The 13,382-nt window shown below is 44.6% G+C and carries 7 protein-coding genes and 1 pseudogene; all 8 read left to right on the top strand.

Annotated features, from left to right (window positions below; genetic code table 11):
• Window positions 1–2 precede the first annotated feature (2 nt).
• The 8 genes and pseudogenes from ACYQ3L_RS05200 to ACYQ3L_RS05165 all read left to right on the top strand — a co-directional run bounded on the left by ACYQ3L_RS05200 (window position 3) and on the right by ACYQ3L_RS05165 (window position 13,324).
• Window positions 3–1,982, top strand: a complete 1,980-nt coding sequence (locus ACYQ3L_RS05200) for a RagB/SusD family nutrient uptake outer membrane protein (RefSeq protein ID WP_379994588.1) — start codon at window positions 3–5, stop codon at window positions 1,980–1,982.
• A 72-nt stretch (window positions 1,983–2,054) separates the two neighbouring features.
• Entirely contained in the window at window positions 2,055–3,902 is a 1,848-nt protein-coding gene (locus tag ACYQ3L_RS05195; RefSeq protein WP_379994589.1) for a GH35 family beta-galactosidase, read from the top strand.
• 13 nt (window positions 3,903–3,915) lie between these two features.
• Window positions 3,916–5,586, top strand: a pseudogene (locus ACYQ3L_RS05190) (glycoside hydrolase family 43 protein); the annotation flags it as partial.
• Between the two features lie 51 nt (window positions 5,587–5,637).
• A complete protein-coding gene (locus ACYQ3L_RS05185; protein ID WP_379994717.1) occupies window positions 5,638–8,073 on the top strand; it encodes a glycosyl hydrolase 115 family protein in 2,436 nt (811 codons plus the stop codon).
• A 13-nt stretch (window positions 8,074–8,086) separates the two neighbouring features.
• Window positions 8,087–10,018: a sialate O-acetylesterase gene (locus ACYQ3L_RS05180; RefSeq protein WP_379994591.1), complete on the top strand. Its 1,932-nt coding sequence runs from the start codon at window positions 8,087–8,089 to the stop codon at window positions 10,016–10,018.
• A gap of 11 nt (window positions 10,019–10,029) precedes the next feature.
• Window positions 10,030–10,845: a glycoside hydrolase family 11 protein gene (locus ACYQ3L_RS05175; protein WP_379994592.1), complete on the top strand. Its 816-nt coding sequence runs from the start codon at window positions 10,030–10,032 to the stop codon at window positions 10,843–10,845.
• A gap of 31 nt (window positions 10,846–10,876) precedes the next feature.
• The gene (locus ACYQ3L_RS05170; RefSeq protein WP_379994594.1) at window positions 10,877–12,286 is read left to right on the top strand and encodes an MFS transporter; all 1,410 of its coding nucleotides are present in this window, start codon (window positions 10,877–10,879) and stop codon (window positions 12,284–12,286) included.
• A 69-nt stretch (window positions 12,287–12,355) separates the two neighbouring features.
• Window positions 12,356–13,324 carry a glycoside hydrolase family 43 protein gene (locus tag ACYQ3L_RS05165; RefSeq protein ID WP_379994595.1) on the top strand — a complete coding sequence of 323 codons (969 nt, stop codon included), beginning with the start codon at window positions 12,356–12,358 and terminating at the stop codon, window positions 13,322–13,324.
• Window positions 13,325–13,382: the final 58 nt, after the last annotated feature.

The raw sequence follows: 13,382 nt of genomic DNA, 5'->3' as shown, positions 1-13,382 counted from the left end.
ATATGAAACGTAACTTATATAAAAATATTTTGAGAACAGGCGCGGTTGCATTGTTCTTGGCGATGGCTTCCTGTTCTGATATTTTGGATGAGCAACCCCGAAATATATACGAACCCGGCTTTTACAAAACTGAAAAAGGCATTGAAGGTGGATTGACAGGCCTTTACGGGACGCTGCGCCGGGTGTATGGGCAACCCTATTACTATAATGCCTGTGAAACAGGAACAGACGAATATACTTACGGCTCTCAGGCAGACCAGAACTTCAAGAACGCAGATTTGACGACCGGAGCGGTTCCCGATGCTTCAACCAGCCGTTTCGACGTGATCTGGAATGTGGCATACGCGGCCATCAATAATGCCAGTGCCATTATTACTAATGGAACGGAAGCGAATATGCCGCCGGCGCTTATTGCCGAAGCCTCTTTCTTCCGGGCTTTCTACTATTTCCAGATGGTACAAACCTTTGGCGGCGTACCTTTGGATTTAGGCAGCGGCGAGTTAATGTTCAACACCACACCATCACGTGTTTCTACCCGGAACACAGTACCGGAAGTATATACCCGCGCTATATTCCCTGACTTGTTGTCCGCAGTGGCAAATTTACCAGAAACCCCTCGTCTGACCGGGGCAGTGACGAAAAATACAGCACGGCTCATTTTGGCAAAAGCCTATCTGACTTATGGCTGGTGGCTCGAAAACCCAAATAATATCCCTACTTTTCCTGTGTGCGAACGTACCGATCCTAACGGGCACAATGCGGCCTGGTATATCCAGCAGGCTTATGATATATCGGCTACAGCCATTGACAATCCGGGTTATTATCAATTACAGCCTACTTACTACGATGTACATGTGTTCACTAACGACCGGAATAAGGAAATCATGCTTTATGCGGACCACACGGAAAACAGCGCCCAGTACAACGAAGGAAATGTTATTGGATGGGATGGAAGCCCGAACAACACCAACGAAGCACAAAATCAGGCCGTATGGATGGTAACCTGGTATTTCCAAAATGTTCAGAGCAGTAGGACCACCGGCTCATGGAGCGGAACAGGTACATTTTTCCGCAGTGCGCAGGCTGGACAATCATTCAGCCGTATGTGGAGCCGTATGGCTACTCCCATCAATATTTTTAATACCACATTTGCCGACAAAACAAACGACTCCCGTTTCGATGGAACTTTCGCTACGGTATATCGCGGCACATGGAATCTTGCTGGCAGCAGCGCGCCGTCGGTACTCTATAATGCCAACTATATGCCTATAACACCCGGCGAACCGGCTGTTTCTTTCCTTGCTTCCGATCCGGGAGGTATAGATTATAGCAACTCGGTTTATAAAAGTAATTCCGGGCTTGGAGTTTTGCCGGGCAGAGCCGATTTTGTAATGCCTCTGGGTAAAATTTCCCGCACCGTATTTCCGGGACTTTGGAAACTGGGCATTGCCCGCAAAGGGACCGACTACAATGATGATAAAGCTGCAAGCACCCGCCCGTTCAATATCCTGAAATTTTCAGAATTTTACTTCATCGCGGCCGAAGCAGCCGTAAAGGGAGCCACAACGAAAGGGTTAAGTACCTGCGATGGTACAGCCAGAGGTTTAATTAATGTGATTCGCGCCCGCGCAGGAAAGTGGAAGTTCAGCGTCGCCGGCAATATCACCAAAACAGATGATTACAGTGCCGCTTTAGTCGCTGCTACGCCAGCTACTATTAATATTAATTATATTTTAGATGAGCGTTCCCGTGAATATTATGGAGAAGGTTACCGCTGGCACGATCTGGCACGCACCCAGAAATGGGAAGAGTATGCAGGCAGTTACCAGATCTGTTCAACAGCCGGAGACGCTGCTCCCATAACAGTGAACCGTGCCATAGAGAAATATCTGTACTTACGTCCTATCCCGACGAGTCAGCTTGATAATATGGACGGTGACGAGGCTTATAAGAAAGCTTTTCAAAATCCGGGATATAATTAATTATCAGTAGAAAGCTTTTACATCTCATTGAAGGGCTGTTCTCGGGCAGCCCTTTTATTGAAGGACATTTATATGAAAAGAAATTACTTTATCGTACAGTTTTTCTTTGTAGCAATACTTTTCAATGCTCAGACAGCAAAGTATCCGCTTATCTTTGCCGATGTTCCCGAGATGTCGATGGTACATGTCGGTGATACTTACTATAATACCGGAGGATATACTGGTTTTGATTATTTCACGATCAGTGGGGAAATAACCGTAAACCGGACAAAAGAAGCGAGTACTTCGCATCTTGTAAAAAGCGGCACTGCTACCCAGTTGATAGTAAATGATAAACCCTTTCTTATCCTCGGTGGTGAGTTAAGTAACTCATCGGCAGCTTCAGGAGAAGACATTGATCGTATTTTCCCGAAACTGCAACGCATGGGGCTTAATACGGTTTTAGTTCCGGCATATTGGGACCTGATCGAACCCATCGAAGGCAGTTATGAGTTTTCACTTGTCGATAAAGTTGTTAAACAAGCTAGGAAAAACAATTTGAAAATCGTATTTCTCTGGTTTGGGGCATGGAAAAACTCTATGAGTTGTTATGCACCCCTATGGTTCAAGAAAGATTACAGAAAATATCCCCGAGCATACACTAAGGCCGGAAAACCGCTCGAAATAGCCAGTTCTTTTTCTGAAAATGTGTACCTGGCCGACAACCGGGCTTTTTCTCAATTGATGAAATATATTGCATCCATTGATAAAGAGGAAGGTACTGTAATAATGGTACAAATAGAAAACGAAACAGGCATGCTCGAAGATGCCCGCGACTATTCGGCAGAAGCAAATAAATTATTTAATGAAGCAGTTCCTGAAGTTCTGATAAACTATTTAAGCAGGAATAGGGATACGCTTCATCCTCAGATACTCAAAAAATGGGGGAAACAAGGCTTTAAGAAAAAAGGCAACTGGCCGGAAATATTCGGTACAGACCTGTATACGGACGAAATATTCATGGCTTGGTCGTATGCCCGTTATGTAGAAAAATTGGCACAGACTGCACGTTCGATACATAATATCCCTCTTTATGTAAATGCCGCGATGAACAGCCGCGGACGCAAACCCGGAGAATATCCCTCCGCAGGGCCATTAGCGCATCTGATAGATATCTGGCATTGCGGAGCACCTAATATCGACCTATTGGCTCCCGACCTCTATGATAAAGGCTTCGCCAATTGGGTGGCTCAATATAAACTGCATAATAATCCGCTATTCATACCCGAAGTAAAATCAGGCAAGAATAATGGAGTACAAGCCTTCTATGTTTTTGGCGAACACGATGCAATCGGCTATTGTCCATTCTCAATAGAAAACGGAGCGGAAGATGCCCCCCTGACACAGGCTTATTCTAAATTAAGGGAGTTGATGCCTGTACTTACCAAATATCAGGGACGAGGGCAATCCAACGGGCTCTTATTCGACCAGGAAAACAAGGAACGTATTTTACGATATGACGACCTAAAAATTACCTGCCGCCACTTTTTCACCCTGCCTTGGGATTCGCGTGCAACTGATGAAAGTATCTGGCCTGAGGGTGGAGGGCTTATCCTTCGTTTGGCAAAAGATGAATATATTATAGCAGGCAGCGGCATTGTTGTCGAATTTGAAAAAGAAGGAGAGAAAAAAGCGATCGATGCAAAAAAACTTGGAGAAGACGGCTTTATGAATCAGGGAGGACAACAAGTTAAACAAGTAGCATGGGACGACAGCCTCAGAGCAGGAATAGGAACAGTAGACGAAATCAGCATAAATGAAAATGGGACATTTAAATACATCCGCCGCCTAAACGGAGACCAGACCCATCAGGGACGGCATATACGTATCGGAGCCGATGATTTTAGTATCCTTCATGTGAAACTATACGAATACAAATAATCCGACTATATTTATGAAAACAAAAGACTTGTACACCTGTTTGTCAATGCTGATACTGATTATAGCCTTTTCCCGTACCGGAAATAGTCAGACAGCAGATTTTCTCTATTTTCAATACAAGGGACAGGATACCTGTTTCGCACAGGCTATAAACGACCGGAACCAGTATTTCAATCCGGTTCTCAGCGGTTTTTATCCCGATCCGAGTATCTGTCGCAAGGGTTCGGATTACTATCTGGTAACCTCAACGTTTTCATACTATCCGGGTATCCCGATATTTCACAGTACCGACCTGGTAAACTGGGTGCAGATCGGCAATGTGCTGAACCGGCCTTCGCAGTTGCAACTTAAAGCCGCAATCCGGCTCAGTGGAGGAATCTATGCTCCTACAATCCGCTACAACAAATACAATGATACTTTTTATCTCATTACTACCTGTACTGACGGAATCGGCAATTTTATCGTGAAAACCAAGAATCCGAAAGAAAATAACTGGAGTGAACCGGTCCCCCTGCATTTTGGCGGTATCGATCCCGATATTTTTTTCGATGAAGACGGAAAGGCGTATATCGTACATAACGACGAACCGGAGGGGAAACCCGGATGGGACGGGCACAGGTCTATTTGGCTGCGACAGTTTAGTGTTGAGGGCGACTCTATTTTCGGTGAGAAGAAAATGATTGTAGACGGAGGTACGGACAAAGCCAAACATCCGGTGTGGATAGAAGCTCCGCATTTATACAAAATCAATGGTTATTATTATCTCCTATGTGCCGAAGGAGGTACCAGTGTTCAGCATTCAGAGGTTGTTTTCCGCTCCGAAAGTATTTTTGGTCCTTATATCCCCTGGAGAAACAATCCGATTCTCACCCAGCGCGACTTACCGGAAAACCGTAAGAATCCGGTGACTTCCGCCGGGCATGCCGACCTTATACAAACAGCAGAAGGCGACTGGTACGCTGTTTTTCTTGCCTGCCGCCCATACGAAGGCAATTATTACAATACAGGTAGAGAAACATTTATGCTACCTGTGACATGGGTTGACGGATATCCGGTGATTTTGAAAGCGAACGAGGAAATTCCTTACATTGTAAACAAAGCGAATCTCCAGCCGAATGCAGAAAGTTATAAAGGTAATTTTACATGGAAAGGCGATTTCGACGACGAAAAACTCGATGACCGCTATTTGATGCTGCGTACTCCACCTGAAGATAAATGGTGGAAAATCGCTAATGGAATGCTTACACTCAGTTCTACCGGAAGCACGATCTATGAACCGAATCAACCGGCTTTTACAGGTATCCGCCAACAGCATTTAACTTTTTCGGCGCAGATAAAAATGGATTATTTACCGGATAATGAAGGGGATATTGCAGGACTGGTTTGTTATCAGCGGGAGAAACATAATTTTGTTTTCGGAAAAACCACTGACGGGAACGGCAAGTATTATCTTGTATTGAAACGTGCTGAAGGGGATGTGAAAACCATAGCGAAAACTGAAATTCCAGGCGGTACAGACAAAAAAGCGGTTACCTTGAAGGTAGAAGGCAAAAAAGATAAATATTCGTTCCTCTATTCATTTGATGATGGAGAAAGCTGGAAAACAATAGCAGAAGATACTGACGCGAAAAATCTCAGCACACAATCGGCAGGAGGATTTTCAGGTACAATAATCGGTTGTTATGTTTATAATGACACTACTCCTGTCGATGACAGAAAATTGCCGGCAAAGGACATTGCGAACCCTTTCGGTGTAGAAAGATTTGTGTTTTCCTCTGCCGGGCAAAAATATCTTTCTCTGGTCGAAAGCGGCAAGCCTGTCCAGGTAATTTCCGATGTTAATGACTATGCGGGTGTGATCCGTGCGGTCGGCGACCTGAAAGATGATTTCAGGAAAGTTTCAGGTAATCTACCGTCTGTTTCCGGCAAAACGGCGATTATTATCGGAACGGCAGGAAAATCGGCCATCATCGACAAACTGGTCAGAGACGGCAAGGTAGATAAGAACGAACTGACCGGAAAAAATGAAAAGTATGTGATACAAACTGTCGATAATCCGACCGGAGATATACAAAAGGCATTGGTTATTGCCGGAAGTGACAAGCGGGGGACAATCTACGGAATTTACGAACTTTCGGCGCAAATCGGCGTATCGCCCTGGTATTGGTGGGCGGACGTCCCTGTCGAACACCGGGAAAATCTGTATGTAAAGCCGGGAAAATATACCGACGGCGAACCGGCCGTAAAATACCGGGGTATTTTCATCAATGACGAAGCGCCCGCTTTTCAGGGTTGGTGCGTTGAGAAATTCGGCGGTGTCAACTCGAAGATGTATAAACACATGTTCGAATTAATTTTACGCCTTAAAGGGAACTTTCTCTGGCCGGCTATGTGGGGAAATGCGTTTTTCGATGATGACCCTCTCAACGGACAATTGGCGGACGAATACGGCATCGTGATAAGTACATCGCACCACGAACCGATGGGACGCGCCCACTCTGAGTGGAAACGTTATGGCGGAGGCGCTTGGAACTATAGTAAGAACCCGAAGGCCCTGCAGAACTTCTGGAAAGGAGGAATGGAACGGATGAAAAACTACGAAACGGTAGTAACCGTAGGTATGCGTGGCGATGGGGATGAACCTATGAGCGAGGAGAGCGATATCGCATTACTGCAAAAAATCGTAAAAGACCAGCGCAAGATAATATCAGAAGTTACAGCTAAAAAGGCAGAGGAAACCCCTCAGGTATGGGCTTTGTATAAAGAGGTTCAGGATTATTATGACAAGGGGATGCGTGTGCCTGACGACATTACATTGCTGCTTTGCGACGACAATTGGGGCAATGTCCGCAAACTTCCCGACCTTAACGCAAAACCACGTAAAGGAGGATACGGAATGTATTACCATTTCGACTATGTAGGAGGCCCGCGTAATTACAAATGGATAAATGTCAGTCAGGTACAGCGCATTTGGGAACAGATGAACCTCACATACCAATACGGAGTGGATAAAATATGGGTAGTGAATGTCGGCGACCTGAAACCGATGGAGTATCCCATCTCTTTTTTCCTCGATATGGCCTGGAATCCCGATAGATTTAATGCGGACAACCTCCTGCTTCATACCGAAGAATGGTGCGCCCGGCAATTCGGGGAAAAATATGCAAAAGAGTCTGCCCGCCTGATAAATCTTTATACGAAATATAACCGCAGGGTTACACCCGAACTGCTGAATGAGAATACATACAGTCTCGAAAATTACAACGAATTCGAAACGGTCGTAAGCGATTATCGTAATCTGGTAGTGGATGCTATGCGCCTATATTATCTGATTCCAAATGAATATAAGGATGCCTTCGACCAGTTGGTTTTGTTCCCGGTAAACGCTTGCTCCAATCTGTACGAAATGTACTATGCAGTGGCCCGAAACAGACACTATGCCGCCAAAAGGGATATACGCGCAAACTATTGGGCTGATAAAGCAAAAGAGTGTTTCGCAAGGGATTCCATACTCACAATGCATTATAATAATGACATAGCCGGAGGAAAATGGTCGCATATGATGGACCAGATACGTATCGGTTATACCAGTTGGCAGCAACCTGAAAAGAGTGTGATGCCAAAAATAGAATACATTGTGCAAACAATGATACATAAAGAAAAGATATTCGCCGAAGCGGACGGCTATGTGTCGATCGAAGCCGAAAACCACACAACAGCCAACAACGGGGCTAAAGTGTCATGGGTTATTATTCCCGATTTAGGAAAAACCGTATCGGGTGTAACAACTACGCCTGTTACCGAAAACCCCGGTAAAGACGTTTATCTGGAATATAAAGCCGATCTGAAAACAAAAGGAAAAGCCAGATTGATAGTCCTTACATCCCCGACATTGAATTTCAATGCCAATAAAGGATTACGCTATGCAGTCTCCTTGAATGGCGGGGAGGAACAAATAGTAAATATAAACGGACATTATAAAGGCGAACTGGGACAATGGCAGGCCGAACAGATCATAGAAACTTCTACCATCCATAATATTGATAAAGAAGGTATTCACACGATCCGTATCCGCCCTCTTGAACCGGGTATCGTTTTTCAAAAAATAATGCTGGATACGGGCGGTCTGAAACCGAGCTATTTAGGCGCGCCACAAAGCGATTTAAAATAAAGATATTACAAAAATGAGATCTATTAATACATCATTATACAGGACGATATCCCTGTTGATATTAGCAGTATCGGTATCAGCCGTCCAATCCGCAATAAAACTGCCGCGCCTGATAAGCGACGGGATGATTTTGCAGCGGGATACTCCCCTGCAACTGTGGGGATGGGCCTCTCCGAAAGAATCTGTCACTATAAAATTCATGGATGAAACATACCGGACTAAAGCTGATAAAAAAGGTGACTGGAGAATTGTATTACCTGCACAAACTGCCGGAGGGCCATATACGATAAATATCAATGAAATCACAATAAAAGATGTTCTGATAGGTGATGTATGGCTCTGTTCGGGTCAATCGAATATGGAACTGCCAATACGCCGCACTCTCGATTTGTATGCAGATGAAGTAAAAGAAGCAAATAACTCTCAGATAAGACAATTCAGGGTACCGATGCGATATGATTTCCAGAAGGAAGAATCGGACTTACAGGGTGGAGAGTGGAAATCCGTAACACCTTCAAATATCCTTGAGTTCTCTGCTGTCGCCCACTTTTTTGCAACCGATTTATACAATAAATATAAAGTACCTGTAGGGATCATCAATACTGCAATCGGAGGATCACCTGCCGAGGCCTGGATCAGTGCCAATACATTAAAAAACTATCCTGCCCTTGAAGCCGAAGCACAAAAATGTGCAGCACCGGGCTTTATTGAAGAAACAAAAAAAGAGGAACAACAGGCAAGTAATGAATGGTACTCGGCAATGATAAAGACAGACAAAGGCATTGGAAAATGGCACAAAAAGAATATCGAGACATCGGGATGGAACGACTTTTATCTGCCGGGATTATGGAAGGATAAAGGCATGGATGTGAAAAACGCAGTTATTTGGTTTCGTAAAGAGTTTGAGGTAACAAAAGAGGATGAAGGAAAACCCGCTATCTTGCGCCTGGGTTATATAATTGACTCCGATTCTGCCTTTGTAAACGGAACGTTTGTGGGTACAACAGGCTATCAATATCCGCCCCGTATATACCAGATACCCGAAAATACATTAATAGCCGGTAAAAACACTGTTGCAATAAGAATAGTGACAAATGCATGGGGAGGTATAAAAGAAGACAAACCCTATAAGGTAATTATCGGGAATAGGGAGACAGACCTTACCGGAGAATGGAAATACCGCATTGGTACAGAATTACCGCCTCCTCCGCCAAATACATTTTTTCAGTACAAACCGATGGGCCTGTATAACGGGATGATTGCTCCTGCAGTAAATTATAAAATAAAAGGGATACTGTGGTATCAGGGAGAATCCAATACAGGCAAAGCAAAGGAATACAAAGCTTTATTTACTGACCTCATCAATGATTGGAGAGAACAAAGGAATGAACCGCAACTACCTTTTATATATGCACAACTTCCCGAACTGAACAAACCTTGGAAGCAACCTGCCGAAAGTGGAATGGCCGAACTCAGGGAAGCTCAGCGTCAGGCTCTGCTCTTACCTTATACAGGCATGGCTGTAACACTAGGCTGCGGAGAATGGAACGATATCCATCCTTTAAACAAAAAAGATGTTGCCCGCCGGCTGGCACTGGAAGCAAAGCGGGTAGCCTATGGTGAGAACATTGTCAGTACAGGACCTCAACCGGAAGATATGCATATTGAAGGAAATACCATTATCCTCACATTCCGTTCTGTAGGTGAAGGCCTGTATTCCAACAGTATAATCAATGGCTTCACTATTGCCGGTGCAGATAAGAAGTATGTATGGGCCGAGGCCGCGATCCTGAACAAAAACCAGGTAAAAGTATGGAGTGATCAGATACCAAATCCCGTATCGGTAAGATATGCATGGGCTGACAATCCCGAAGGGGCGAACCTCAGAAATAAGGAGGGGTTACCGGCATCCCCGTTTATGACAGAACAATTAAATAATAAATAATTAATAAACACATGAGAAACAAAACAATATTGGTAATGGCACTCTTAGCTTCCTTTACGGGAGTAAAAGTCACTGCGCAGAATTTGGTACAAGCCCCTGTGGAAGCCGCTCCCGATAGGCTTACGGTGAATACCGAAGGTGTGAATGATGGCTTTGACTACGAACTCTGGTACGACAGAGGCGATGTAGGTATGATACTGAAAGAAGGCGGTGCATTCGAATGCTACTGGAACAATATCAACAATGTCCTGTTCCGCACAGGCAAGAAGTTCGATTGCACAAAAACGCAGGGAAAATTTGACTGTACGAAGACTCACGATGAAACCGGCGACATTTCCCTCAACTACGGTTGCGATTACCAGCCGGAAGGAAATTCATACCTGTGTGTCTATGGCTGGTCGGTCGATCCGTTGGTCGAGTTCTACGTTGTTGAGTCTTGGGGCAACTGGCGTCCGCCCGGATCACTATCTAAAGGGACAGTTGAAATAGACGGCGGCACGTATGACATCTATGAAACTACGCGTGTAGAACAACCCTCAATCAATGGCGACACTACTTTCCAGCAATACTGGAGTGTTCGCGCCAATAAGAAGACCGAAGGCATCATTTCCGTCAGCGAGCATTTCAGGGCTTGGGAAAAACTGGGGATGAAACTGGGGAAAATGTATGAGGTTGCACTATGTGTCGAAGGCTATCAGAGCAGCGGTAGGGCCAATGTGTACAGGCATACGCTGACCGTTGGCGACACCACGATAGGTACCGGCCCGGAAAATAATGAAAAAGTATCCGTATCGCCGCCGGATACGGCCAGGGATTTCGCAGAATAAATCTAACAATATCAATATAAAATAAATAATTATGAACGTGAATATAAGTGAGACTAAAGGTTTTTACAAGCTGTCGTGGCTGCAACGAATAGGTTTCGGTAGCGGAGATTTTGCACAGAATCTGGTATTCCAGACGGTGATGCAATATGTTTCCATTTTTTATACCACTGTTGTCGGATTACGTCCGGAAACCGTGGCGGTAATGGTGTTTATACCGCCTGTTATAAATATATTCGGGTCTATGGCGTTGGGCGCATTTGTAGATAAGCATAATCCCAAATGGGGAAAGTACCGTTCTTACCTGATTATTGGAGGCGTTCCGCTCATGGCATTTGCTGTCCTCTGTTTTTGGAATGGCTTTCCCGGGTCGACAGTGTATGCTTTTGTCACTTATATAGGGCTATGCCTGCTCTACACGGTGGTCAGTCTGCCTTACGGAGCACTGTTTGCTTCACTTACCCGTGACGGGGATGAAATGACCAAGCTTACCTCTACCCGTATGGTGCTTGCCAACCTGGGCGGATTTACTGTGGCTTTCGGTATCCCGACAATCGTGCAATCGCTCTCTCCTACCCGGACATACAATACCTCGGGAGATGCCCATGCATGGTTTATCACCATGACTATACTGGCGTTAATCGGTTTGGCTTTATTGATTTTCTGTTTCACCCAAAGCAAAGAACGTATCGTAATGGAAGCCGATAAAACGTCGGAAGTAAAAATCTCCGATCTATGGATGGAATTTATCAGGAACAGCCAGTTGCGCATTGTGGCATTATTTGTTTTCACGGCTTTTGCGCTGATGTCAATATATAATGCGGCGGGGGCTTATTACATGACATACAATGTACAGGCTTCTAATTACACGGGTTGGTTCCAGGGAATAGGCTTTCTGCCGGCATTCATCTTTATGCCGTTGGTCCCTGCCATTAAAAAGGCGATTGGTAAAAAGCAAATGTTTTATGTATTTCTGTCTGTCGCTGTTCTCGGAATGGCTTTGCTCTACATTGTATCGATAGTTCCCGCGCTTCGTTCGCAAATCTGGATCATAATGGTGGCGCAATTTATTAAATCCACAGGCATCATTGTCGCTACAGGCTATATGTGGGCGCTGGTTCCAGAAGTAATCACTTACGGAGAATACACTACAGGCCGGCGTATTTCAGGTACGGTAAATGCCATTATCGGAATTGTTTTTCAACTCGGGATGGCTATCGGCCTGTTTATCCCCAATATAGTCCTGGGATTCGTCGGTTTTGACAAAGATAACGCCGTATCGCAATCTGCTCTTGCCCAACAGGGCATTTTATGGCTGGTGGCCGTAATACCAGCAATACTGCTCATTCTGGCGATGTTTATTATTTCAAGATATAAACTGGAAGACAACGTAATAGACAAAATAAATTTGGAAATTGAAGAAAAGCATTTGAATAAGAAATAAGTAAACTATCGTCCAAATAAAAACAAAAGAAATCATGAAAGTATCGACACTAATAAAAAATCAACAGCAATGAAAAAAGCAAAATACTTATTTCCGCAGGACTATATGGCAGACCCGTCTGCACACGTATTCGAAGGTAAAATCTATATTTATCCGTCCCATGACTGGGAAAGCGGCATTCCCGAAAATGATAACGGTGACCATTTCAATATGAAAGATTATCATGTATTCTCACTCGACGAAGTGGACGGGCCTATCACAGATCATGGCGTTGTACTGGCGGCAGAAAATATACCGTGGTCGGGACGCCAGTTGTGGGACAGTGATGTCGCATTCAAAAACGGTAAATATTATCTGTACTTTTCACTGAAAGATCAAAATGATATCTTCCGTCTAGGTGTAGCCATCAGCGACAAACCATACGGGCCGTTCATCCCCCAGGAAAACCCGATCAAAGGAAGTTACAGTATCGACCCGTGCGTATTTGAAGAGAACGGGGAATATTACATCTACTTCGGCGGCATCTGGGGCGGGCAGCTTCAACGCTATCGGAATAATAAAGCGTTGGAATCTGCTGCCTTTCCGGCAGATAACGATCCGGCTATTTGCGGGAAAGTCGCACGTTTGAGGAACGATATGCTGGAGTTTGCAGAAGAACCCCGCGATGTGGTTATTCTGGACGAAAACGGGCAGCCAATAACACAGGGGGATACAGACCGCCGCTTCTTTGAGGCTTCATGGATGCATAAGTACAACGGAAAGTATTATTTCTCATATTCTACAGGCGACACTCATCTCCTTTGCTATGCCATCGGTGATAATCCTTACGGGCCGTTCACTTACAAAGGGGTAATCCTCACTCCAGTTATCGGGTGGACTACTCACCATAGTATCGTAGAATACAAGGGTAAGTGGTATTTATTCCATCACGATTCTGTACCATCGGGAGGTAAGACATGGCTCCGCAGTATGAAAGTCATAGAGCTGGAATATAATCCGGACGGAACCATAAAAACAATTGAAGGATTGGAGAAATGATTTATCTATAGAGTATGGCTAATAGCTTTTGGCCTATAGCCAGCTCTTTGATATTTTG

Source organism: Dysgonomonas termitidis (assembly GCF_054657735.1).
This window is presented reverse-complemented; position numbering and strand designations above follow the sequence as displayed.